We start from the raw sequence: 25,664 nt of genomic DNA, 5'->3' as shown, positions 1-25,664 counted from the left end.
TATGACTGACGTTAGCGGTTTTGCCGATTTGAGAAATAGGATTAAGCATTATCTAGAAAGGGAGAATAGTGTTAGTTTAATAGAAGTAGAAGCAGATACACTTGAAGAGGCTTTAAATGATGCTTCTTTAGAACTTTCAGTTCCTTATAAGGACTTGGATTATGAGGTGTTGGTACGTGGACATAATGGTCTATTTGGATATGGTAAGAGAAAATGGAGAATAATTGCTTATAGGAATTCTTATTCAAAGTTTAGTGCTACTCATGTTTTAAATTCACAGGGTGGTTCTGAAGAGGTTGTATCTTTAGATGGCAAATTTTTTATCAGGAGAACTGTCAAGGGGGTATTTTTGAAAGTTACTCCTGCTCAGGGAAATGGACGTGTTGTTGAGTTTAAAGATGTGATGGATAAGTTTGCTTTATATAGTAACATCAAAAATTTGGATGCAAATTTTGTTAGATCGGTAGTTACAAATGCTAATGGTGAGTATGAACAAGTATCTGCTTTTGAGGCTGATCTTGCTGAGAGTGTAACTATGATGGTTCATATATCAGAAGATTCGATGTCAGTGACTGTTGAATTTACTTCTCCTGGGCCTAATGGTGCTGAAGTTCTAGAAAAAGATATTTATAATATTCTTAAAAAGTATGGAATAGCCGATCGAGCATTACTTGAGGATAAGATAAAAGAATTTGTAGATTGTCCGTTTTATGGTGAACCAGTTGAGATGGCAAAAGGAATGAATCCTGTTAGGGGAAGAGATTCTTATCTTAATTTTATTGCTAAGAGTAAGTATTCATGTGAGTATGATACTGTAGATAATGAGTTTCGAAATGTTAATGAAGGAGATGAATTGGCAGAAATTATTCCCTTATCAGAGGGTATTGATGGATATACTGTTTTTGGGAAAGTATTAGAAGCAGAGAAAGGTCGAGAATTGGATTTAATTTTGGGAGATAATACTTTAATGAGAGGGACTAAGATTATTGCATGCTGTAATGGATATATATCTGTTGAAAAGGGAGTGATTTCTGTTCATGAAGTTTATGTTATTGAAGGTGATGTTGGACCTGGTACTGGTAATATAGTTAATAATGGTAAAGTGCTTGTTAAGGGAAGTATTCTGGATGGCTATAACGTTATGGCTAAGAGTGGGATAGAAGTTAATGGACTTGTTGGTAGATGTAATTTAAGGACAGATGGGTCTATTGTTCTCCGTAGTGGAGCTAATGGGAAGGGTGGTTCAGAGATCTATGCAAAGAAATCCATTAAGTCCAAATTTTTGGAGAATGTTAGTGTACGATGTGAAGGCAATATTGAAGTTGTAAGAGGGATTGTTAATTCTTTTGTTTCTTGTACAAAAAAAGTGCTCTGTATTGGAAAAAAATCTAAGATAGTTGGTTCTGAAGTTCATTCAAGGGAAGAGGTTAGAGCATATTCTATTGGGTCTGAGGGTAATGCCGAGACTTCTATTTATGTTGGGTATGATCCTTCAATAAAAGCTTTACTATCTGATTTTACTGAATATCTTGTAAAGATTGAGAGACGGTTGGAAGTTCTAACAAAAGATATTTCAGCTTTAAAGAAGAATATTAGACTGACTGTTGATAAAGCTGAAAAATCTTTAAAGATTGATAGTTGTAATGAGCTTATTAATGAGAGAGATATTTTGATTTTAGAGATAAAGATGGTAAAAGATAGACAAGAAAGTTTACAAGAGGCGCTTGAGAATAGTAAGATTGATGGCAAGATTTTTGTTGAATATATAGCTTATGCTGGTGTTAAGTTACATATTAAAGATACTTATTATGAGCTTTCAAGAGACTATCATAATATCACCTTTGTAGAGGATGATAATATTATCAAAATGGTAGCTTATGTTCCTTTTGAAGCCAAATAGGTTACTAATTTGAAGAGGAGATTTATGGAGATTAATAATTCGTCTGAGGTTTTAAAGGTGATTACACAGGCTGCTTTTAGGGCTAGTGAAATTTCAAGTGAAAATATAAGGAAGAAAAAGATAAAAGAAGATAAAAATCTGAGTTTAAATCAAGGCAAGAGTTATCATGTTGATTCTGAAATAAATAGTGTATATCCAACTGGCGATATTATAGATGGTAAACTTGATTTTACAATGTCAAAGCTTAAGACTAGTAAGAGAGATTTGCCTAAGAATGATATTAAGTTTAGTGATCCAAAAATTGGAAGAAACGTCGATGTTGAAAGATAGTTTAGTATAGGACATTTTATGTTTGTTGTTTTTTGTTTTATTTTGATTATATTTGTCTTTATATATTTTCATATTTATATTGGTTTAAAAATAAGATCTAATAGTATACTGAGAAAATTTAGGAGCGAGGTAGATAAGACTATTATTGAGATTAATCAAGCTACTGATAGGAATATAAATATCATTGAAATAAAGATTGAGAGTTTAAATAGGATTATTAAAGAAGTTGATGAGAGGATAGAAATACTTGATCAGAGGCTATTAGGTTTTAATACCCATTCAATTTCAATGGGGAATAATAATTTTGGCATGAAAAGTGATAGTAGTGCTTATAAGAGTAATTTAGATTATTCAATACCTACTATTGAGAAAAATATAATCAAGGAAGGATATAATATTCGCCAGCAGGTGATTTCGCTTTATGAGCAAGGAATGTCTTTAGAAGTTATTGCTAAAAAGTTGAAATTGGATTTGGGTGAAATTGAATTAATTATTTCAATTCATAGGGGTAGTTGATGAAAAAATGGATAGGCATAGATTTTGGGACTACAAATACTGTAGCATCTTATTTTGATGCTACGTCTAGAGTGATATTAAATGATAGGGGAGAGAGAATGACTCCTTCTGTTGTTTCTTTTACAGATTCTGGTGTGATTGTTGGCAGTGTTGCTAAACATCAGATATTAGCAAATCCAGATAAAACTTTTCATAATTTTAAAGTTAATATAGGTACTGAAGTTTCTTATAAAGTGGGTAGTAGTACATATAAACCTGAGGATATTGCTTCTTGTGTGCTTGCGAATGTAAAGATGAATGCTGAAAAATTTTTGGGTTCAGAGGTTTGTGATGTTGTGATCACTGTTCCTGCTTATTTTTCTGAAATTCAAAGAAGAGGTACTGTAGAAGCTGCAAGACTTGCAGGGTTGAACTGCAGGGCAATACTTAATGAACCAACAGCAGCTGCTTTGTCTTATGCTTTTGAAAAACAAATAGATGGGTTATTTCTTGTTTATGACCTTGGCGGTGGAACTTTTGATGTTACACTCTTAGAAAAACAAAATGATACTTATACTGTTCTTGCAATTAAGGGTGAAAATAAACTTGGTGGAAATAATTTTAATGAAGTCATAGAAAGGTATGTTTTAACCAATTTTAAAGAGGAATGTCCTGATATCAATTTAGATGATATTATTCTTCTTGAGCAAATAAGAGATAGGATTGAGGAAGCTAAAAAGAATTTATCTATTATGGATGAAGTTAGTATTGTATTACCTTTTCTTGATGGTAAGCATTTGAGTTGTAAGCTTAATAAAGATGATTTTAATTCTATGATTGAGAAATTTATAGAGAAAACTATTGCTCTTACGAATGAATGTATTGTTGATTCAGGTGTTGAGCTTGAACATATTTCAAAAATAATATTGTCAGGAGGTTCAACGAGAATTCCTTTAGTTAAAGAGAGATTGAAGGAATTTTTCCCTAAAATTGAAGTTTTGGATTCTTTAAATCAGGATGAAGTTGTTGCAAATGGGGCGGGCATTCATGCTTTTAGTCTTTCAAATAATAATACTTTTATTGACTTTAGGGATGTAACGCCTTATTCTCTTGGCATTGAGACTTGTAATGATGGATTTTTTGCATTAATTAAAAAAAATACTTTATTGCCAGTTTGTGAGCGAAGAATATTTACAACAACTAATGATTATCAGGAAGAGATTGAAATACATATACTTCAAGGTGATCATAAAAAGGCATCTTTAAATTATTCTATAGGTAGATTTTTCTTTAGTAATATACAGAAGGATTTAAAGGGTGTTCCCAAGATAGAAATACTTTTTAGTTTGGATGAAAGTGGTATTTTAAGCATTTCTGCAAAAGATTTAGGTACTAGTGTTGCTAAGTCAATTCAAATAAGAATGACAAGTGCTTCTTCTGATTGTAATTTTCAAAAGGAAGGAGTTCTTGCTTCTTTAGATGACATTAAGTCGAATGTGTCTTTGGGAGACAGGATTGAAATACTTTAAGAATTTATTTAGATTAGGATATTGATTTTATTATTTTAAGATCTTTTACAGGCAATATATGATTTTCCCAATAATGTCATTGATGTTGATAAATCCGTATTCTCTTGAATCAAGAGAAACCTGTTTATTTTCTCCTATTACTAAGTAGTAATTCTTTGGAATATATATGCTTTCTAGTTTTTCAAGATGTTTCTTATCTATGTTAAAGTTTAGGTTATGTATGGATATTACATTTTTCTGTAACTTTTTGAATTTTTCTCCTGGTATGGCAAAAATTTTTTTAACGGATATTTTTCTTGTTATAGGATCTTTAATAAGTACCATTTCGTTTTTTTTAGGTGTGCTCCATAATACAAGATATTTTCCTTTATTGTTTAGTCTTATTCCGTAAGCTAGTTTATTATTTATTATCCAATGTTTCTCTAAAATTATTGGTAACATTGAAGAGCCTTTGACTAAATGAAAAGACAGAAATACTTTGATGATAGCTAGCATGAGTAATGAAGCTAGTATAATGGGTATTAATACTTGTTTATGTATTTTGTGCATTTTTAAAATTTCCATTTGAGATTTTTTCGTAAATTGTAATTTCTAGTATATAGTGTATAATAGGGCATGTTATGATTATACCAAAAAAGGATCAAAATGTATTAAAACGAAATAGAAATTTTGTATTTGATAGGGCCTTTAAAGGTGATTTTGAATTGAGAGATTTTAGTAATATTCGCAACTTTCATGGAAAGAAACGGAAGAATTTTGTTCGTTTTATAAATATTCCAAAGGAAATTTTTGATGTAATCGAATTTTTATTTTTAGCTTTAAGTAATAGAGTGGTAAGTATTGGTAACTATAAATCTCGATCTTGTTATAAAGATATTCGCTTTAAAATAATTAATTCTTATAGTATTAATTTAACTTATAGTTTTATTTTTAGGTCTAATGCAATAATTTTTGTTTTGATATTAATCTTTTATTTAGATATTTTTTCGTATTATGGTTCGTATATTTTTCTCAATAAGCTTAGTTTTCCTAAGGATTATTTTATTGATACTTTTTTGTACTATAGCGATCAAGATTTAAGACAGAGCGATAACCATCTATTTGGGGTTGATACAAATAATTATAAGGCAACTGTCAAGAAACCTTTTGTTTTAAAGGTAGTTGAACATAAAATTAGGCCAGGGGAGACACTTTCTCATATTGCAGCCAGATATAGCATAACAAGTGAGACCTTGATCTCTTATAATAATATTAAGGATGTAAGGAGTCTTAGGCCCAATTTTGTTATTAATGTGCCTAATATGAAGGGAATTCTTTATACTGTTGAAAAAAATGATTCTCTCTCATCAATTGCAAATAAATATAATGTACCCAAGGTAGAAATTCTTGATGCTAATAATCTTGATAATGAAGTTCTATATTTAGGTCAAAAGTTATTTATTCCAGGTGGAAGAATGGCTAAAGATTTACTTAGAAGTGCTTTAGGAGAGACTTTTTTGTTCCCAGCGCAAGGAGTTATTACTTCAGGTTATGGCTATCGTCGTGATCCTTTTACTAAGACTATTAGTTTTCACAATGGAGTTGATATTGCGAATGCAGCTAATACACCCATTCTTGCAGCAAAAGAGGGTGTTGTGGTGACAGTTGGATTTAGTGTCGGAGGATACGGAAAATATGTTATTATCTCTCATAATAATGGATTTCAAACTCTTTATGCTCATTTAGGTTCTTTTGCAGTTAAAGTGGGACAAAGAGTTTCAAGAGGACAAATAATAGGACGTATGGGTAGTACGGGACATAGTACAGGTAATCATTTGCATTTCACTATTTTTAAAGATGGAAAAACAGGAAATCCTATGAAGTATCTCAGATAGTGGCTATATATACTTTGATACATCTAATGTTTTTAATATTTGTATTAATTTTTTTCCTTCTATAAGGTCAATTAACCTACCTTCAATGATTTGTTTTGCTTTATCAGAGAATGTCGCTGGTGCAATACAAAGTCCTTTTAATTTGCTTTCTTTGGTTTTTGAAACAAGATCTTTTAGAAATAATTCTCCAAAATTTTTTTGATCTGTTCTGACAAATCGGACTATTAGATTTTCTTCCCATTGATTATTTGATAGCTGAAAAGTTATGTCTATGAATTGTGAGGTTATTTCATTTATCTTTTTATCTCTTATTTGGAACTTATTTTTATAAAGTTTAAGGATAATTGCACTGGCTAGGCTATCAAATTTTTCTTTTGGACTTTTAAGATATATTCTTAATGCTAGGTTTTCATTTAGTCTTTTACTAAATTCTAGTTTTTCAGCTATTTTTTGATAGTGTGGATCAATTCTTTCAACTTGAGTCAAAACTTCAGTTGCTTTTTTATAGTTTTCATATTCTATATAAAGCTCTCCTAGTTTGTAAAAGAGTTTAAGGAATATTTTTGTAGGTAAATCAGGTTTGATTTTCATTATTTCTCTAATATTATTTTCTAATTTCGACAAATTGTTGTTTTTTGAATTAATCTCAGATTCAATTAAAAGAGCTTCGTATATCATTCCATCTCTATTTTTTATTTTGTTTGCAATTTCAAGTGCAAGCTGATCTTGATTTAGTTGAGCTAGAGATTGAGCATATGCTGATAAAGCATTGATATCATTTTGTATGTACTTGCTTATGCTATTAAATATTCCAACGGCTTTGGTATAATTCCCCGTATAAAAGAGTATTATTCCTATGTACTTTAAGGCATCTTTGTTTTTATTAAGTTTATATATCTTTGTGAGATAATGGAGTGCTTCTTTGTAATGTTCATTTCGTAGGAAGGCTATTCCAAGATAGTAATTTGCATCTATATCATTTTTTTTCATGATGTAGGCTTTTTTAAGAAGTTCTAGTGCTTCTACGTTAAAGTTCCTCTCAAGATTATAAACACCGTAACTTAGAAAAGCCTTAAAAGAATCTATTCCTTGATTTGTGGGGTTTTCTTCTATAAGTTGACATAATTTCCTAGCATATTTAATTCCATTTTCGAAGTCTTTATTGGAATAATAATGATCGTTTAAAGTTTGTAAAGCTCTTATATCATTTGGGTTTATTTTTAATATGTTTACAGCTTTTTCTATTAATTTTTTTGTTTTATCTGATGTTTTGTTATATTTACTTTTTTTCCTTATTTTTGTGCTTGATATTACAATTTTAAAGAATAAAAAGACCAAAACAGATATTGTAATTGAGGAAAGTATTATGAATAATGGTAACACCCTAACTTCTCCTAGAAAAATATTTATCAATATCATATGAAATAGTAGTTCATAGCCTTAAGTATTTTTTCTTTTAAATGAAAGCTACTTATAAGTTGAATATGATATTAATTATATTATAATTATATTATTGATATAGTTAATTATATATAAATTTGTTTTTTACAAAAGAACAAAAAGGTTGGAATTTTTGAAAGGGTTTTTAGGCATAAGGCTTTCTAATAATGAGTATTTTTCAATTTTAAGTTTAGATGATACTGCTGTGAAGAGAGTGGTATTGGGTAGACTTAAAGATGAAACTAATGTGAAGTTAGATTTTTATATTAGTGAATATGAAGACTTTTCTAATTCCGTTTTTATTGGGTCTTTTTTCTTAAATGATCTTAGAAAAGAGAATTCTAATATAAATATCTATTTTAAAATAGAGTCTATGATACTTTATGTTTACGGTGAGTGTGATGAGATTGCAAGTAAATCTAAGTTTGATTTAAGCTCTATTAGTCTTGATGTAAATTCGGGAAACATAGGTGATTCTTTTGAAAATGCTAAATCAAATGATTTGCCTGTTAATTTTAGTAGTGTAGATCGTGACCGTGAAAATGAGTTTGTTAAAGAATTAGATAATGTTGTGGTGCAGGAACAAGATGATTCTTTAGGGGACAATATTGATAATTTACTTGATTCTCAAGATTTGTTTGAAGATGAAAAGCTTTCTAGTAATATTGAGAATTTAGATTTGTTATCGGATTCTTTAAGTACAGATAATGACACATTGGCAAGTGAAAGTTTAAATTCTGATTCTAATCTTGGTTTAGAATTAGAATTTAAAAGAGATAAATCTAAAGATGGTATTGGACATGTCCTTAGTGATGAGGAAGATATTGTTAGTCAAGATACTCTCGATTTCAATAACCTTCCTGTTGATATTAATGATACGAATGTAGTTACTGATGATTCTGATTCTAATGTTTTGAAATTAGTTGAGGATTCGAACACTAATTTTAGTAGTGTTAATGTTCATGCTTTGCAAGATTCTTATTCTGATGATTGGAGTGTTGATGATATTATTACAGATATTAATAAGGATTTGGGTGGGAACGGAGTTGATGATGTTACTTTGGATTTTAGTAAGGAAGGTTTTGTCACAGATATTAAAGAGAATCAGTTGGATTTAGATCCGGAAGAAGGTTTCATTGAAACTTCTATGCTGTATTTAAGTCTTATTTCCTTTTTTCTTTTGATATTCTTTTCATTGTTTTTGATTTTTTCTAAACTCTTGAATCCGAAAAATTTTGTAGTTTCCTATTATTCTTTTTGTAGGGAAGCAAAAATTACTAAATATGAAAAGAGTAATCATGCTTAGGAAATTTTTTTGTTTGTTTTTATTGAGCTTATTGTCTTGTTCTTTTGGAAAAGGGTCTTTAGGTAACAATATAGTTAAAAGGAATATAGATGATTTTGATTTGAGTCATCTAAATTGGTTATGGAATTTTGACTATTTGAGTCAGAATTTCGATGAATATTTTGGTATAGATGTAAATTCTTATGTATATATTGCTTATCTTTTTAAAAAAATAGGATATGATGAAAAGTTTAAAGAATATATGTATAAGGCAATAAAAAGTAGTAATGATATTGTATCTCAATTTGCTGGTGTTAGACTTCTTGAATATTATAATGCTAGAAGAGAATATCCTGAAGCTGAACTTCTTGGACGTGAGCTTTACAAAAGATATAATAATAAATTTATTATATTAGGATATTTTAAAAGTCTTTATTGGCAGAAAAAGAATGATAAGGCTCTTTTAGTTTTAAATAAGCTTGAAAAGATGGATTTTGAACAGTATCAGGAGAATGAAAATCTTTTATTTAAGGCAGTGCTTTATTTTAATGCTTCTGATATTAATTCGGCGTTGGTTTATTTCAAGAAACTGTTTGAAGATTTGCCAGCAGAATATTTGCATGTCAGGGCTCATGATTATCTTGTTCTTGAAGAGAGGTCTAGTCTTTTAAATTTGAGTTTTTTGAATCTTGTTAAGTTTAAAACCTTGATGGCTAATGGAGATTTAAGGGGTGCAATTAATATATTAAATGATGGTTTTAAAGGATATTATAATAATTTTGTATTTCTAAATGATGTTTATAAAGCTTTTATGGGTTTGGGATATATTAGTAAGGCGTTATCTTTTTTTAGCAGTTTGAATAGTGTTTATAGGGATTATTACTTAGGGCTTATTAATTTAAGATTAAAAAAGGATGTAGGTTTTCTTACCATAGTTAAATATTTAGAAAATAATTTTCTTGAAAATGAACCTTATAGATTAAGCATGCTTAATGAAATTTTTGGCAATTTAATATTTCTACAAAATACAAGAGATTATTTTGCCCAAAACATAGCTAGATTTTATACTGATAAGGATAAGAGTGATCTTGGTTTTATTAAAGTATTAGATGAGTATATTTTAGAAGCTGTTCAGCTTAAGGATTATGATAATTTATATGCACTTTATCATAATGGTCAAGGTGTTATTGACAGTGCTGTTTTATCTCGACTTGCCTTTATTAATGCAAGGCTTATATATCATAAATTTATTAATCTTAAATCAAAAGATGAGTATGTTGAACTTTTGCGTTCTGCTATTAGGTATAGTCGTACATCTTATTCCTCATTTATGAGTAAATATTTATTGAATCAAAGTATTAATGATTTTTTTGAAAATAATTTAGATGTTAATTATGATCAATCTGATTATGAAAGGTTTTTAGAGGGGTTTTTTAAATTTAATCTTCATTCTTATGTTAGTGCTTTTGTTGCTAATGATTTTAAAAATGGTTATAGGTTTTCTTCTAATTTTTACCGTAATCTTTATGATGAACTTGTGAAACATGAGTATTATTATGAATCTACACTTGCTATTAACTATCTTGTAAGACAAGATAGTGCAGCTTTAAGTAGGGAGGATTATAAGCGTCTCTATCCATGTTTGTATAATGCTTTGATTAGGTATTGGTCAAAGAGAAGAGGCCTTGAACCTAGTCTTGTGTTTTCTTTAATAAAGGCTGAGAGTAGTTTTGAAGGAGATGCTGTATCTAAGCCTGGTGCTATCGGACTTATGCAGATTATGCCTTTAACATCAGTTGATGTTTCTAGAGAAATTAAATATTATGATTATGATTTGAAGCAGCCAAAAGATAATGTTATTATAGGGACTTATTATTTGAATAAAAGGATAAAAATGATAGGAGAAGTATATAAAGCTCTTGCATCCTATAACGGTGGCATTGGAAATATGCGTAAATGGGAAAAAGATTATGGGCATTTACCTAAAGAGCTTTTCATTGAAGCAATTCCTTTTGGGCAAACTAGAAATTATGTTAAAAAGATATTGGTTTACTGTGTATTGTATGATGCTTTATATGATAATAAGGGAATGGATTTTATTATAGAGTATATTATGGGCAAATTTCCCAAGAGTTTTTAGTTTTTTGAGAGTTAGATGGAAAATGTTTTAAGAGTTATGATTTTAGGCTTTATTCAGGGGATTGCTGAATTTTTGCCTATATCTAGTTCAGGACATTTATTGCTTTTAAAAAAGTTTATGCATATTGATATTCCAATTGTATTTGATATTTACTTACATTTTTCAACTGTTTTGGTTGTAATTATTTATTATCGCAGGCGAATATTAGAGCTCATGTTAGTTTTGGTTAAATTTATTTTAGGAAGGGTTACTGAAATAGATTTTGCTAAATTAAGATTAATATTGCTTATATTGATAATCACTCTTATTACAGCATTTGTTGGATTTTTTATAGAAAGGTTTAAGGAAGTATTTACCGTTGATTTAGTTTTGGTTAATTTTTTTTTGACAAGCATTTTGTTGTTTTTACTTGAGTCTAGAATTGTAATTTTTGATTTGAAAGATAATATTTTGCTTGCAGGGTGTTTGATTGGAACTATGCAGGGCATTGGATCTATGCCAGGTATTTCTCGTTCAGGGATTACAATTTTTGTCTCAGTTTTGCTTGGATTTAGCAGATCAGAATCATTTGAAATTTCTTTCTTATCTTTGATTCCCATCGTTTTTGGAAGTTTACTTTTGAAATATAAGGAGTTATTTGAATCAGATATGCTTTTTAGTATTTTTGAGATAAACTTGGGGGCTATTATTGCTTTTATTGTTGGGTTATTTTCAATAAATTTTTTTGTTAGAATGTTTAAAATTAGTAAACTTTATTATTTTTCAGTTTATTTAATTATACTTTCAAGTATAGGTTATTTCCTTTTTTGATTTTAATAGGGTATGAAAAATTTTTATCGTTATTTTAAGTTTTTATTTTTTTTTATGTTGGCTGTTATATCATTCTCTCTTTTTGTGGCATTAACTCCTATAGGAAATATATTCTTTTTTTTTATTTTTAATCTCATAGGTCATATGCTTTTAAATACTTTTTCATTTTTATCATTTTATCTGATACTTTATCCGCTTATAAATTGGTATGTTTATCGAAATAATATGCTTAGCAAAAAATTTATATTTAATTGGAATTATACAGTTATTCTATTTTTTACTTTAACATTTTGGTTAAGAATTAATTCTGATCTTGAGGGTTCTAAGTTCATCAATTGGTTTTTGAACAATTTTGGGATTGTGCTTGGCAATTTGTTTGTTTGTCTTGTCTTAGTTTTGGAACTTGTTATTTGGATTTATTTAAACTATATGTTTTTTAAGGATGCTAGCTTTATTTCAGGTACTTTCCATTTTATAGTATTTAAAATTAAAATCTTGTTTGAGAGCGTATTTGCTTGTTTGCCATTTTTAAGTACTTTAGAGATTAAAAAAAATATTAAGATTTATAAAGATTGTGATGGTAATTTGGATGCAGGTAAGACTTCTGATCAAGAAGATGATATTATTAATGATGAAGAATATCGAGCTTTGTGGTCTTTTGAATCTTTTTTGAGAAAACCTAATAAACCTTTAGATGTTGATTTAGATAAAACTATTTTTTGTCAGTTAAAAGTTAGAGATGAAAAATTGTCAGAAGAACAATCTTCGCAGGAATCTCAGTGTGATTTAAATGATGAGTGTGATTATAAATGTAAATCATTAACAGAATTTGAAGATAATAAATTAGTGGCTGGTGGAAAAATTAGGGCTAGTGATATAAGGAATAAGGGAATAATAAATAATATTGCTAAGGGTCATAATGAAGACTTATTAATAAATAATAGTAGTAGTACTTACTCGATAGATATTTCTGTTTTTGAACAAAGAGAACCCAAAGATGAAGTTGAAGATATTGAATATGAGAGAGAAATTCAAAAACAATCGATGATTTTACAGGAAACTTTTAGAGAGTTTAATATTAATGCTAAGCTTATTGATGTTATTAGAGGTCCTGTTGTTACAATGTATGCTGTGCGTCCTGATAAGGGTATTAAGCTTTCAAAAATAACTTCTATATCTGATAATATTGCCTTAAGGCTTGCGGCAGTTCGAGTTCGAATTATTGCACCAATACCTGGTAAAGAAGCTGTTGGAATTGAAATTCCTAACAAAAGAAGAGAATTTATTTTGATTTCAGAAATAATCAATAGTAAAGAGTTTAAGAATGATTTTAAGGTGCCTTTTGCACTTGGTAAAGAAATTAATGGAAGTAATGTTATTTTTGATCTTATTACTGCGCCTCATCTCTTAATAGCAGGTGCTACTGGTGCTGGGAAGTCGGTTTGTGTAAATTCATTAATTGCTTCAATTATTTTTTCAAAATCTCCAGATGATGTTAAGCTTGTGCTAATAGATCCTAAAGTGGTCGAGCTTAAGCTTTTTAATGATATTCCACATTTATTAACGCCGGTTATTACTAATGTAAGTAGAGCATTAGAGGCTCTTCGTTGGTGTCTTGATGAGATGGAAAGGAGATATGTTCTCCTTGATAATTTTCTTGTTAGGGATATTAATGCTTATAATAAAAAAATACTGGAAGAGAATCTGGATGAAGTACCACTGCCTTATTTGGTAATTATTATTGATGAATTTGCGGATCTAATCCTTTCTGCAAGGAAGGATTTAGAAAATTTAATTTCTAGGCTCGCAGCTATGGCTAGAGCCGTTGGAATGCACTTAGTTCTTGCTACTCAAAGACCATCTGTTGATGTTATTACGGGAGTAATAAAGGCTAATTTTCCTTCAAGAATTTCCTTTATGGTTGCTAGTTCTATGGATTCAAGAATAATTCTTGGAGTGTCAGGTGCTGAAAAACTTTTAGGAAAAGGTGATATGCTTTACGTTAGCCCTACGACACCTTTTCCTCAGAGAATTCAAGGTGGTTTTTTAAATGAAAAGGAAGTTTACAAATTAGTTGAAGAAGTTAAAAAATTTGGTCCTCCAAACTATATTGATGATGAGATATTTATTGATAGTGTTGTGGAGGCTGATACTGTGGTTTTAAATCCTTCAGATGAGCCAATGTTTGAGGAAGCTCTTGAAATTGTTCGTTCTACAAGAAAAGCATCTGCGTCTTATCTGCAAAGGCGATTAAAGATAGGTTATAATAGAGCTGCACGTATTATTGAGCTTATGGAAGAAATGGGGTATATAGGCCCTGCAAATGGTTCTAAACCGAGAGATGTTTTTATTTAAATGTTAAAAAGATTTAAAAGGACATTCGATGTGAATATCCCTGTTTTATTATTTTCCGATTTTTTGTTTTAACTTTCTTACTTTTTTTGCTTGTTTTCTTTTAAATGCTTTTTCTTTTTTGACGCGAATGGTAGATGGTTTTTCATAATATTCTCTTCTTTTCCATTCTCTGATTATTGCTTCTTTTTCAATCATTCTTTTGAAGCGTTTCAATGCTTTTTCTAATCCTTCATTTTTGTCAACATTGACAGTTACCAAAAAATCACCCCCTTATTTTTTACTGTACCCTTTTAATGTTATTGATTATTTGATTTTTGTCAATAAGCATTTTTTCTAATAAAAAATCAGGGTTTATTGCAACTCCATTGATTCTAACTTCGAAATGTAGATGAGGTCCTGTTGAGATTCCTGTGTTACCAACATGACCAATATATTCGCCTGTATTTACTATTTTATTCTCTTCGACTCCAAATTTGGAAAGATGTAAGTAAATTGTAAATACTCCTGGTAAATGTTGAATAATGATGGTTTTGCCAGTAATTTCTCTATCTCTTGCAAATACTACCTTTCCTCTGCCGGCTGCGAAAATAGATGTTTTCTCTCTTTTAAATGGAGCATAATCTTTACCATTATGCATTTTGCTTGATATTTTTTTATTGTCTTGCATATAAATTCTCTGATCTCCATAGGGACTGCTTATTTGATATTGATCTTTGATTGGATGAACTAATGTATCATAGTGGTAGATTGTTGTGTCTCCTTTATTTCCAATAATATTCCATAACGTGATAGTTTGTTCTTTTATTTTAGGTGATTGTTGACTTTTAATAAGATTGGATTTTTTTTTGTTAAGCTTGATTGTTGTTTTTTTAAATTTGAATTTTTTTATTTCTATTTCCTTTATATATTTTTTGTTTTCAAACTCTATTTTAATTTTCCTTTTTCCCTCTTTGATCATAGGTGTGATTCCTATTAGAGCTATGTAGTATTCTCTATTTCCTATGTTAAATTTGAAAGGAGAAGCATCTAAAATAGGTTTTTGATTTATACCTAAAAGGGATAATTTTTTGAAGTTTTTATTGCTTGCAAAGTAAACACTCTCTCCCTGGAAAGCTTCTTTTTTATAATAAATTTTTATAATGTCATTACTTGTTGCATTTATGTTTATTAGTCCAATTATAAATGTAAATAAAAGGTTTTTAATCTTAAACACTAATTGTTGCTCTTTTTGATGTCAAGAATTTTTAAGATTTTGTCATTTTGGGTGTAAAGGTCTTCGCCAACTGTAAATATTATGTCTATATTTTGTCCATTTTTAATACCAAGTTCTTGAATATTGTGAGTGCCATTAAAGTAAATGGCTTTGTAATAATCTCTGTTATTTTGGATTTTCATGCTTATGTGTTTTGAATTGCCATTTTTATCAATTGTTCTGAGATCGTGAATGCATACATCCTTCATCATTAGTATGAATTCTCTAAAACAGTGTCCGTAAGGCTCGAATAAGTCTATTATTTTTAAAAGTTCTCTCTTGTTGAAGTCTTTAGGTATAATCGCATCGATCAGTATTGAATTTTCATATAATTCTTTGTATTCTATCTTTTTAAGAACATTTTCAAGTTCTTTTATGAATTCATTTAATACATCTTCGTAAAGTGTGAACCCGGCAGCAGCTTTGTGTCCTCCAGAATTTATTATTAAATGAGTTGGTATCATTGAAATTAATTCTTTTGAATTTACTTTATTATTTGATCTTATGGATCCTTTAATAATATTTTCTTGTTTTGTTAAGAAGACGGCAACTTTTTGATAATAAGCTGAAAGTCTTGTTGCCATTCGAGAACTAATTCCTTTTGGAGTATTTTTGTCATAACATACTATGAATTTATCATTTTTGAAAATAGTATTTTCATTATGTGTGTTCCAAGATATATCTTCTTTGCGTTTTCTTAAAATGTTTATGTTTTTAATTTCTTTAAACTTATTTTCTATTTTATTGATATCTTCAGTTAATAAGAATTGAATTGTAATATCTGCTTTTTCAAGTCTTCCTGTTGAGTTTAAGATTGGAGCAATTTTAAATGCAATATCAGTTGAAGTGATGATTGGTTTTGTTAGTATATTAACTTCTTTTAACAGGTAGTTAATGGATATGTGCTCTCTTAGTGCTATTTCTTTAAGTCCTTCTTTTACAACTATTCGATTTTCATTAATAATAGGCATGTTATCAGCTATGGTTCCTATTGCAACAAATTTAAGTCTCTTTAGGCAGTTTTTGATTAAATCTTTATTTATTTCAAATATTATATTATAAAACATATAATATAGTTTTTCTTTCATATCAGTTTCTTTATATTTGAAATATTTAGTAATTTGCATTAGTTCTTTTAGTGTTTTTTTGGCAAGTTGAGGATATTTTTTTATAAAATTTTCACTTATATCAATTGTTTCGATATCGATTTGTTTATTAAAGAATTCATTTATGAGTTGATTTTGTTCATATTTATTAAATACGATTATATACTTACCCTTTGAAAATTCTTCTAGCTTATTAATATTAATTTGCAAATCATTGTTGCTTTTTAGGATTATATACTTTTTAAGAATATAGTTGTTTATTTCTATTGCATGAAGCGTAATGTTGTTACTTAATCTTTCTAGGAATAGAAATATCATATTTTCATTGTAAAGATTAGTAGTAGATAAGTAGAGTGCAAGACATGCTTTAAAACTGACATAGCATCCAGCTATTTCTTTAAATGGAGAGTTATCTCCTTTTAGGTGGGGATCAATAATAATATTTTCTGTGTCAATTTCTTTATTTGGGAGATGATGATCTGTTATTATGACTTCTATATTTTTTGATCTTGCATAATTTGCTTCTTCTATATTAGAGATACCACAATCAACAGTAATTATTATTGATATTTTATCTTCAAATGCTTTATCGATAACTTCTTTTGTAAGGCCATAAAATTCTCCGTTGGAAGGTATCTTATAAGTTACATTGATTCCAAAATCTTTAAGGGTTTCATACATTATGATTGTAGCTGTAATTCCGTCAGCATCTTTGTCGCCAAATATTAATACATTCTCCTTTTTTGCAATGGCTTCATTCATTCTATAAATGAATTTACCTATGTTTTTGAGTAAGAATGGATTGTGCATTAAATTTACACTACTTTCAATAAAAAATAGGAAGTCTTCTTCTTTAATTTCTCTTCTAAGTAGTAGTGTTGCTTCAAGAATGCTAATATTATATTTTTTTGCGATATTTACTATATTTTCTTTTTTGGCATCAGTTTCTTTTTTTTTCCAAATTTTCATGTTTTGTTCCAGTTTGCTTGAGTTATATGAGTGTTTGTTCAAATTCTGTATTGATTTTATTTTTGATTATGGCTTTGATAAGTTCTTGTGATTTGCTATTTAAATTTACGTTTAAGGTTGCATTGATGTTCTTTTGAGTTGTATATTCTAAATATCTAAAACTTTCTGTATTGATATAATTATTTTTATTATATGTGCAGTTTATGCAATTAAATCCACTAATGTGGGTATTATAGTAGTAATGCTCATCTATTTTTTTATTGCATTGAAAACATAGTTTTGATAAGTATAAAAATCCCTTTATTATTAGAAATCTTATTTTATATTGTAAGTCAATTAATTGTGCTTTTTCTAAGCTTGCAGTATTTAGAATCTCTATAGCTTCATTAAATAGTGTAAAGCATTCCCCATCATCAAAACTTAAATTAATAAGCTTGGTCCAAAAATTAATGATTATTAGTTTTTCATAGATTAAATCTTTAACAATAAATTCTTCATCGTTAACTTCTATTATTTTGCATAAATTATTTTCTTTTATTATTTCAAAATTAGCTTTTACTAGGTTATTGATGTTTGATTTAAATTTTTTTATAGTAGAATTATAAATTATCGTGTGAGTAATTCCTTTTGAATGAAACAGGCTTAAGAGATAATAACTTTTTTTATGATACAAGTTTGTTATTATAGCATTGATTTTATTAAACTGCATTATACATTATTGTATAATAAAAGAATTCATTATTAAATGAATTCTCATAAAAATTTTCTTTTGTTATAATGATGATTAAGGAGATTGGATATTCTATGGAGGAAGTAAAAGATACTGTTTCTAAGGGGAAGAAGCGTTCAAAAAATTCTGGAGGCATTTTGCCGCATTTTGATAAACCTGTAAGAGTGCCTTTAATTGCGGTACCATCGCATCCTGTATTCCCAGGTATGTTTATTCCAATTGTTATAGTCTCTGATACTGATATTAAGGCTGTTGATTATGTGATTAAAGGTAATGGTATTGTTTCCTTATTTGTATTGCGTGATAAGTTTTTGGAAAAAGCAGGGAATAAGAGTGGTAAATTGATTATCAATTATAAAAAGGATATTTATTCTGTTGGTATTACTGCGAAAATAGTAAAGAAGATTAATCTTCCTGATGGTGGATATAATATTTTTGTTTCAACTATTGATAGAGTTAAGTTTGTCAAGGTTGTTATTAATGAAGATTTTCCGATAATTGAAGTTGATTATTTAAAGCAAATTCCGATTGAAAAAGATGATCTTCAATCAAAAGCAATTTATAGTAGCATTTTGCTTAGAACTAAGGAAATATTCTCACATAGAAAGATGCCTGAATTTCAGTTAAATATGGTGAACATTGAGGATAAGGGTAGATTGTGTGATGTTGTTGCAGGAATGATTTCATCTTCAAAGGAGTCTCATCAAGAAGTTCTTGAAACTTTGAGTGTCAAGGATAGGCTTAAAAAGGTTTTGGAGTTGATTTATGAAGAATTAAATTTAATTGAGATTCAAAATAAAATTGCTAAGGGTATTCAGGAAAAGTTAGAAAAACAACAAAAAGAATTCTTTTTAAAGGAACAACTTAAAGCTATTAAAGATGAGCTTGGTGTTGAAGATGAAAAGAGTAGTGAGTTTTTAAAACTTAAATCTAAGATTGATTCTTTAGACTTAAAAGGAGAAGCTTTAGAAACAGTTGAGAGGGAGCTTGAAAAATTTTCATTTCTTGAGAAACATTCATCTGAATATATTGTGGTTAGAAATTATCTTGAACTTATCACTAATCTTCCGTGGGGAGAATCTAAGGTTAATTTTGATAGATTTAATTTGCAAAAGGCAGAAAAAATTTTAGATAGAACGCATTACGGCATGAGAGAAGTTAAGGATAGAATTATTGAGTATATTTCTGTTTTGAAATTAAGAAAATCTCAGAAAGGAGCTATAATGCTTTTAGTTGGTCCTCCTGGGGTTGGTAAAACTTCTATAGGAACAGCTATTGCTGAGGTTCTTAAGACAAAATTTTTTAGATTTTCTGTAGGTGGTATGAGGGATGAGTCAGAGATTAAGGGACATAGAAGAACTTATGTTGGAGCATTGCCCGGTAAAATTATCCAAGGACTTAGAATTACTAAGACAAACTCTCCTGTTTTTTTAATAGATGAAATTGATAAAATTTCGTCATCTAATTATGGAGACCCATTCTCAGCACTTCTTGAGGTTTTGGATCCTGAGCAGAATATTAATTTTAGAGATCATTATCTTGATTTGCCTTTTGATATTTCTAATGTGTTCTTTATTTTAACAGCTAATTCTATTGAGACAATACCTACACCTTTACTAAATAGAATGGAGGTAATTCATCTTTCAGGATATATTGATGATGAAAAAATAGAGATAGCAAGAAAGTATTTGATACCAAAGGTTTTAAATGAAAATGGTGTTGATAAGGATTCTTTGAAATTTCAGGGTTCAGCTCTTGTTCAAATCGCTAGGGAATATGCCAGAGATAATGGACTTAGGAATTTTGAGAAATATTTAAAGCAAATTGTTCGAAAAGTTGCAAGGAAACTTGTTGAAGATAAGTCTGTTAAAGCATACCAAATTTCTAAGGAAAATTTAGAGGAATATATTGGTATTCCTGTGTTTAGGAAAGAAGAGTTTTTGAATAAGGGTATGTCTCCAGGTATGGTAAGGGGTTTAGCATGGACTAATTATGGTGGATCAACTTTGGTAATTGAAACTGTAAAAACTGAGTCTAAGTCACCTGGTATCAAGTTAACGGGTAGACTTGGAGATGTGATGAAGGAATCTGCAAATATTGCGTTTACTTACGTGAATAGTATTAGTAATGATCTTAATTTGGATGGGTCTTTTTTTGAAAAGTATATGATTCATTTGCATATCCCAGAAGGTGCGACCCCAAAAGATGGACCTTCGGCGGGGATTACTATTGCTAGTGCTTTTATATCTCTAGCTCTTAATAAAACAGTTAGACCTCATTTGGCTATGACTGGGGAGTTGTCATTAACAGGTAATGTAATGGCTATTGGGGGATTGAGAGCAAAAATAATTGCTGCTAAGCGAAGTGGTGTTGAGCATGTTATTATTCCTAAATCAAATAAAGTGGATCTTGATGATATTCCGATTAATATTAGGAATGGTATAAATTTTCATCTTGTAGATAATATGAAAGAAGTAATTAAATTATTATTTTAAAACATTTAAAATAATAAATGACTTTGAGTTTTATTTTGGCTTTTACTATTCTTTTATTCTATTGTTTTGATATTTATTAACTTTGATGTTTGAACTGTGGGTTTAAATAGGTAAATTAGTAATGGAAGTAGTGTTAATGATGCAATAGAGGTTGTTAACATTGTAAAGGCTATGATGGCACCAAGTGTTGCTATTATTTTATAAGTAGAAAATATTAATGTTAAGAATCCTATTCCTACTGATATTGAATTTGCAAATATACCATTAAATACATTAGAAATTGATTCAATTAAAGCTTTTTTGTAATCTTTAATTATTCGATAATTTGATATAAATGCATTGAAGAAATGGATAGAGTAGTCTACTCCTATACCCATACTAACGGATGCAATTGTTGCTGTTGCAGGATTGAGTGTTATTCCAAAAAGTCTCATTACAGAAAAATTTAGAAATACTGACCATGCTACTGGAATTACAATTATTATTCCGGTTTTTATAGATTTGAAGAATACCATTAACAATATTGTTATTGCACTGAGTGTTGTTATGATATTTGTAATTTGTTCCATCACCATAGTTTTGGATATTAATATTTTGTCATATGCTCCTGAGAATCGATATTCATGCCCAGGCATGTATTTTTCAATGAAATTACTTGCATAGTTAGCAAGTTTGTTGATTTCCTCGGTTGAGGTTTTATCAGTTCTTATAATAATTGATATCTGAGACCAATCATCATTAACATACATCTTAGTCATGTTTCTGATAGAATTGCTTCTACTGATTAACAGTATTAGCTTATTTAAGATAACTTGATTCTCAGGAAGTCTATATTCTTTTGGATTTTCTTTTTTAAATTTAAAGTTCATAAATCTTATAATTCCGTTTATTGAACTAGATTGTGTTTTGTCATTAACTTTATCAAGTTTGTCTGTAAGTAAATCCAAATTTTTCATACTTTTTTCATTTTTGAATTCACCTGGATTGCCGTTGATTTCAATTTTGATGATAGAGGTTCCCCCTATTTCTTTTTGCATTAGATTGAGTGTTTGTTTGACACTTGTATTTTCTTTGAAATATTCTTTTTCATCAAAGTTAATTTCTATTTTGAAGAGACCTACAATTGAGATTAATAGAATAATGATAGTTATGATAGATGAAAGATATTTATTATTTAGCATCCATTTTGTAACTTTCTGGTTTGTTATCGAAAATTTTTCAAGAAGCAAGTTTGTTGCATTTTTATTGTCTTTATTTTTATGTTTAAATGGTATCTGGATTAATATTCCAGGCAGTATTAATAGTGACATAAGCATTGCAGCAATGACTCCTATTGACATAAAAATCCCCATTGTTCTGTATGCCTGAATTGATGAGCTTATTAATGATAAAAATCCTAAAGCTGTTGTAAGAGAGGTTAAAATTATTGGTGTCTTTAGGGCTTTGATTGTATTTATTATTGTCTTTTCGGTAAAAGGTTCGTTTTTTATCCTCTTTAGTATTCCATTTATTATATGTACAGCATTAGCACATCCAATAGAGATGAGGAGAACGATCATTGTAGTTTCTGGAACAGTAATTGGAGACATGACGAGGCTTTTAATTCCAAATGTCCAAGCTAATGCAAGTGTTGCAATGAGTACAGGAATTATTGCGCCCCATATATTTTTTATAATAAGATAAAGTGATAGGATGACTATAAGAGTGGCAACTGGACCTAACAATTTAAAGTCATCTCCCATATAGCTGAGTATTTTTTCCCTTATTACAAGATCTCCTGTTAAGTAAAGTTTGAGATCATCAGTTTCATATCTTTTAATTGTTGCTTCCATTTCTTCAAGTTCACTTTTTAAACTTTTGCTAAAGTTTGTTTTGTCGTCTGTTGTTGGTATGATTAGAAAGTATATTAAAGTTTCATCATCATTTATAAATATATTTTTTATAAATGATGATGAATTGATTTTGTTTCTTATTTTAATTATATCTTCATCTGTATATGTGTCTTTTTTGAATTGTGGGAAGTAAGTAAATATGCTTGTAACAGAGTTGGGTTTTACTTTTAGTATCTTCACTATATCATCTGTTACTTTATTAATTTTTTCAAAGGTTTCTTTATGAAAGATATTCTTTTTGTCTTTAAACATTACTATTAGTGATAAGATAGAATTGTTTTTGTTTGTGTCTGTTATTTTTTCAGTCTTTGCGTTTTTTGGTATAAGTTTTATAATATCAGGATCGAATTCTATGTTTTTCAAAAAGGATACTAATAAAATTGTTATTAATGTGAATATTATTATTATAAAGATTCTGTATTTAATGCTTAAGGTTTCTAAATTCATTTTTGCCTCTTTACTTTGTTACTATATTTATGAGTTTATCCTTGACCGTAATGATCTTTGTTATTTGTTTGTTTTGTATATTTTTCATGATTTTGTGATTTTTGAGTGCAATCTCTTTAAGAGTTTCTTCATTTGTACCTTTGGTTAACATGATTTTGTCTTTTGTTTTACTATTGACTTGCAATACAATCTCTCTTGTATTGTCAATAATTAGATTTTGATTATATTTAGGCCACTTTGCATTTTTGAATATACTGGATTTTTCTCCCATATACTCCCATAATTCTTCTCCTAGATGAGGTGCAAATGGTGAGATAATAATGGTTAGGGGTTTGAATATTTCTAAGTAATTTTTTTCATGTTTTAATAGTTCATTTATAAATATCATTAACGATGAAATAGCGGTATTGAAATTTAAACTTTCTATGTCTTCTGTTACTTTTTTGATTGTTTTATGAAGTTCGGATATTATTTCTTTTGGTGCTGATTCTTTTGTTAGTTCTTTATTCTTAATAGTCCATATTTTGTTCAAGAATCTAAAAATTCCAATTAATCCTTGAGTATTCCAAGGTTTTGAATCAGTTAAAGGTCCCATGAACATTTCGTAGATTCTCATTGAATCTGCTCCATATTCTTTAATGATATCATCTGGATTTATTGTGTTTTTTAGTGATTTTGACATTTTTGCAACTATTTGTTTTAGTTCTTTATTATTTTCTTTGGAGAAAAACTTATTGCCTTTCTTTTCAACCTTATCATTGGGAATTAATATGCCATTTTTGTCTTGATAGGCAAATGATGTTATCATTCCCTGGTTTATGAGTTTTTGAAAGGGTTCTTTTGTATTTACATATCCTAGATCATAAAGAACTTTGTGCCAAAATCTTGCGTATAGTAAGTGTAATACTGAGTGCTCAGCACCACCAATATAAAGATCCACTGGCAGCCAGTAATTAATTTTTTCTTTATTTGCAAATTCTTTTTCGTTATTTGGATCAAGGTAGCGTATGTAATACCAGCAAGATCCTGCCCATTGAGGCATAGTGTTTGTCTCTCTTTTATATATTTTGCCATTCTGCTTGACATTTACCCAATCTTGGACTTTTGATAGAGGAGATTCACCTGTGCATGATGGTTTATAATTTGCTATTTCTGGAAGTTTTAAAGGTAATTCATCTTCTTCTAGTGGTATTTCATTTAAATTATCGTCAATCATAATAGGAATGGGTTCTCCCCAATATCTTTGTCTTGAAAAAATCCAATCCCTAATTTTGTAATTAACCTTTTTTTGACCTTTTTTATTTTCAGTAAGCCATTTTATTACTTTTGTTTTTACTTCTTCGGTTTTAAGTTTATCAAATTCTTGAGGTGTGTTAATTGAAATGCCATTTTCAGTGAATGGTTTTGTTAGTATTTCATTGTGTCCTGTTTGAGACACTACTTGCTTAATTGGTAGGTTATATTTTTTGGCAAATTTAAAATCTCTCTCGTCATGTGCTGGAACACTCATTATGGCTCCAGTGCCGTAAGTTTCAAGTACATAGCTACCTACCCAGATTGGAATTTCTTCTTTGGTGATTGGATTAATAGCATATGCTCCCGTAAATATTCCTGTTTTGTCTTTTTCAAGGGATGTTCTTTCAAGATCGCTTTTAAGAGTTTCTTTTTCTATATATTCTTTAATTATAGGCTTAAGATCATCTTTTGTGATTTTATCTACTATTTTATGCTCTGGTGCAAGTACTAAATATGTTACTCCAAAAATTGTGTCTGGTCTTGTTGTAAACACTTTTATCTTTTCTTCGCTTGCCTTTACTGAAAATTCAATCTCGACTCCTGTTGATTTTCCAATCCAATTTTTCTGCATTTCTTTAACAGATTCAGGCCAATCTATATCTTCAAGGTCTTTAATTAGTCTCTCTGCGTATTCTGTGATTTTTAGTATCCATTGTCTTAAGGGCTTTCTTGTTACTTTGTGAAATCCTCTCTCAGATCTGGGGCCCTCTTGTGTTTGAATCACTTCTTCATTTGAGAGTACTGTTCCAAGATCAGGGCAGTACCATACAGGCATTTCTTTTGTGTAAGCTAAACCTTTTTTGTATAATTTTAAGAAAATCCATTGTGTCCATTTATAGTAATTTTCATCGTGAGTTCTAATTTCTCTATCCCAATCATAGGCGAATCCCAATGCTTTAATTTGTTCTTTCAGTCTTGCAATATTGTTTTCTGTTATTTTTTTTGGATGTTCTCCTGTTTGTATTGCGTAATTTTCTGCTGGTAACCCAAAGCTGTCAAATCCCATTGGGTGAAGTACATTAAACCCCTTTAAGAGTTTATATCTTGTTAATATATCAGTTGCTGTATAACCTGCAGGATGACCGACATGGAGCCCATTAGCTGAGGGGTAAGGAAACATATCAAGAATGTAAATTCTTTTCTCTTTGGGAATACTTGGATCTTCATTAACTTTATATGTTTTGTGTTTATCCCAATAATTCTGCCATTTTTTTTCTATTTTGGTAAAATTGTACTCAGACATCTGTTCCTCGGTGAATAGTAATCTTTTTTTTAAGATTTATATAGTATTTTATATTTACTTTATTGAAAAGTAAATT

The 25,664-nt window shown here is 29.2% G+C and carries 17 protein-coding genes and 1 pseudogene; 10 read left to right on the top strand and 8 right to left on the bottom strand.

Features of this window, described 5'->3' with window-relative positions; translation table 11 throughout:
- Position 1: 1 nt before the first annotated feature.
- The 4 genes and pseudogenes from N187_RS01295 to N187_RS01280 all read left to right on the top strand — a co-directional run bounded on the left by N187_RS01295 (position 2) and on the right by N187_RS01280 (position 4,254).
- Positions 2-1,900, top strand: coding sequence for a FapA family protein (locus tag N187_RS01295; protein ID WP_025419471.1), 1,899 nt, complete (start codon positions 2-4; stop codon positions 1,898-1,900).
- Positions 1,901-1,924: 24 nt separating this feature from the next.
- Positions 1,925-2,230, top strand: a complete 306-nt coding sequence (locus N187_RS01290; protein ID WP_025419470.1) for a hypothetical protein — start codon at positions 1,925-1,927, stop codon at positions 2,228-2,230.
- A gap of 18 nt (positions 2,231-2,248) precedes the next feature.
- Positions 2,249-2,804: pseudogene (locus tag N187_RS01285) on the top strand (DUF6115 domain-containing protein).
- Positions 2,746-4,254 (top strand): Hsp70 family protein, encoded by a 1,509-nt coding sequence (locus N187_RS01280; RefSeq protein WP_025419469.1) that lies wholly within the window; start codon positions 2,746-2,748, stop codon positions 4,252-4,254. Before N187_RS01285 ends, N187_RS01280 begins: the two are co-directional and overlap by 59 nt.
- A 45-nt stretch (positions 4,255-4,299) precedes the next feature.
- On the opposite strand, the gene lepB is transcribed toward N187_RS01280, so the two are convergent.
- Positions 4,300-4,803, bottom strand: coding sequence for a signal peptidase I (lepB, locus tag N187_RS01275; protein WP_038443364.1), 504 nt, complete (start codon positions 4,801-4,803; stop codon positions 4,300-4,302).
- A gap of 71 nt (positions 4,804-4,874) precedes the next feature.
- On the opposite strand from lepB, the gene N187_RS01270 reads away from it, so the two are divergent.
- Complete coding sequence (locus N187_RS01270) at positions 4,875-6,128, top strand: peptidoglycan DD-metalloendopeptidase family protein (RefSeq protein ID WP_025419467.1); 1,254 nt, start codon at positions 4,875-4,877, stop codon at positions 6,126-6,128.
- A gap of 3 nt (positions 6,129-6,131) precedes the next feature.
- On the opposite strand, the gene N187_RS01265 is transcribed toward N187_RS01270, so the two are convergent.
- Positions 6,132-7,511 carry a tetratricopeptide repeat protein gene (locus N187_RS01265; RefSeq protein WP_025419466.1) on the bottom strand — a complete coding sequence of 460 codons (1,380 nt, stop codon included), beginning with the start codon at positions 7,509-7,511 and terminating at the stop codon, positions 6,132-6,134.
- Positions 7,512-7,701: 190 nt separating this feature from the next.
- On the opposite strand from N187_RS01265, the gene N187_RS01260 reads away from it, so the two are divergent.
- The 4 genes from N187_RS01260 to N187_RS01245 are packed head-to-tail and all read left to right on the top strand — an operon-like array spanning position 7,702 to position 14,158.
- Positions 7,702-8,874, top strand: coding sequence for a hypothetical protein (locus N187_RS01260; protein ID WP_233275044.1), 1,173 nt, complete (start codon positions 7,702-7,704; stop codon positions 8,872-8,874).
- A complete protein-coding gene (locus N187_RS01255) occupies positions 8,852-10,993 on the top strand; it encodes a flagellar assembly lytic transglycosylase (protein ID WP_025419464.1) in 2,142 nt (713 codons plus the stop codon). The genes N187_RS01260 and N187_RS01255 overlap by 23 nt, the downstream gene beginning before the upstream one ends.
- A gap of 15 nt (positions 10,994-11,008) precedes the next feature.
- Positions 11,009-11,803 carry an undecaprenyl-diphosphate phosphatase gene (locus N187_RS01250; RefSeq protein ID WP_025419463.1) on the top strand — a complete coding sequence of 265 codons (795 nt, stop codon included), beginning with the start codon at positions 11,009-11,011 and terminating at the stop codon, positions 11,801-11,803.
- A 12-nt stretch (positions 11,804-11,815) separates the two neighbouring features.
- Entirely contained in the window at positions 11,816-14,158 is a 2,343-nt protein-coding gene (locus tag N187_RS01245) for a DNA translocase FtsK (RefSeq protein WP_075550304.1), read from the top strand.
- 48 nt (positions 14,159-14,206) lie between these two features.
- On the opposite strand, the gene rpsU is transcribed toward N187_RS01245, so the two are convergent.
- Genes rpsU through N187_RS01225 form a run of 4 tightly spaced genes read right to left on the bottom strand, consistent with a single transcriptional unit; the run spans position 14,207 to position 18,158 of the window.
- On the bottom strand, positions 14,207-14,416 hold the full coding sequence (rpsU, locus tag N187_RS01240; RefSeq protein ID WP_012422030.1) for a 30S ribosomal protein S21: 210 nt from the start codon (positions 14,414-14,416) through the stop codon (positions 14,207-14,209).
- A gap of 19 nt (positions 14,417-14,435) precedes the next feature.
- Positions 14,436-15,371: a M23 family metallopeptidase gene (locus tag N187_RS01235; protein ID WP_025419462.1), complete on the bottom strand. Its 936-nt coding sequence runs from the start codon at positions 15,369-15,371 to the stop codon at positions 14,436-14,438.
- Positions 15,371-17,485 (bottom strand): single-stranded-DNA-specific exonuclease RecJ, encoded by a 2,115-nt coding sequence (gene recJ / locus N187_RS01230; RefSeq protein WP_025419461.1) that lies wholly within the window; start codon positions 17,483-17,485, stop codon positions 15,371-15,373. Before recJ ends, N187_RS01235 begins: the two co-directional genes overlap by 1 nt.
- 22 nt (positions 17,486-17,507) lie before the next feature.
- A complete protein-coding gene (locus tag N187_RS01225; protein WP_236844017.1) occupies positions 17,508-18,158 on the bottom strand; it encodes a hypothetical protein in 651 nt (216 codons plus the stop codon).
- 104 nt (positions 18,159-18,262) lie between these two features.
- On the opposite strand from N187_RS01225, the gene lon reads away from it, so the two are divergent.
- Entirely contained in the window at positions 18,263-20,710 is a 2,448-nt protein-coding gene (lon, locus tag N187_RS01220; RefSeq protein WP_172641797.1) for an endopeptidase La, read from the top strand.
- A gap of 53 nt (positions 20,711-20,763) precedes the next feature.
- On the opposite strand, the gene N187_RS01215 is transcribed toward lon, so the two are convergent.
- Positions 20,764-23,049 carry an efflux RND transporter permease subunit gene (locus N187_RS01215; protein ID WP_025419458.1) on the bottom strand — a complete coding sequence of 762 codons (2,286 nt, stop codon included), beginning with the start codon at positions 23,047-23,049 and terminating at the stop codon, positions 20,764-20,766.
- Positions 23,050-23,059: 10 nt separating this feature from the next.
- The gene (leuS, locus tag N187_RS01210) at positions 23,060-25,588 is read right to left on the bottom strand and encodes a leucine--tRNA ligase (RefSeq protein ID WP_025419457.1); all 2,529 of its coding nucleotides are present in this window, start codon (positions 25,586-25,588) and stop codon (positions 23,060-23,062) included.
- Positions 25,589-25,664: the final 76 nt, after the last annotated feature.

It is taken from the genome of Borrelia anserina Es (assembly GCF_001936255.1).
GTDB lineage: Bacteria > Spirochaetota > Spirochaetia > Borreliales > Borreliaceae > Borrelia > Borrelia anserina.
The sequence above is the reverse complement of the archived record's forward strand: the minus strand, read 5'-3'. Positions and strand labels throughout refer to the sequence as shown.

Excerpts from the sequence above, each read along its gene's own strand:
- N187_RS01215 (WP_025419458.1), bottom strand. The coding sequence starts at position 23,049 with ATGAATTTAGAAACCTTAAGCATTAAATACAGAATCTTTATAATAATA.
- leuS (WP_025419457.1), bottom strand. The coding sequence starts at position 25,588 with ATGTCTGAGTACAATTTTACCAAAATAGAAAAAAAATGGCAGAATTAT.
- lon (WP_172641797.1), top strand. The coding sequence starts at position 18,263 with ATGATGATTAAGGAGATTGGATATTCTATGGAGGAAGTAAAAGATACT.
- N187_RS01295 (WP_025419471.1), top strand. The coding sequence starts at position 2 with ATGACTGACGTTAGCGGTTTTGCCGATTTGAGAAATAGGATTAAGCAT.
- N187_RS01280 (WP_025419469.1), top strand. The coding sequence starts at position 2,746 with ATGAAAAAATGGATAGGCATAGATTTTGGGACTACAAATACTGTAGCA.
- N187_RS01255 (WP_025419464.1), top strand. The coding sequence starts at position 8,852 with ATGAAAAGAGTAATCATGCTTAGGAAATTTTTTTGTTTGTTTTTATTG.
- N187_RS01250 (WP_025419463.1), top strand. The coding sequence starts at position 11,009 with ATGGAAAATGTTTTAAGAGTTATGATTTTAGGCTTTATTCAGGGGATT.
- recJ (WP_025419461.1), bottom strand. The coding sequence starts at position 17,485 with ATGAAAATTTGGAAAAAAAAAGAAACTGATGCCAAAAAAGAAAATATA.
- N187_RS01290 (WP_025419470.1), top strand. The coding sequence starts at position 1,925 with ATGGAGATTAATAATTCGTCTGAGGTTTTAAAGGTGATTACACAGGCT.
- N187_RS01270 (WP_025419467.1), top strand. The coding sequence starts at position 4,875 with ATGATTATACCAAAAAAGGATCAAAATGTATTAAAACGAAATAGAAAT.
- N187_RS01245 (WP_075550304.1), top strand. The coding sequence starts at position 11,816 with ATGAAAAATTTTTATCGTTATTTTAAGTTTTTATTTTTTTTTATGTTG.
- lepB (WP_038443364.1), bottom strand. The coding sequence starts at position 4,803 with ATGCACAAAATACATAAACAAGTATTAATACCCATTATACTAGCTTCA.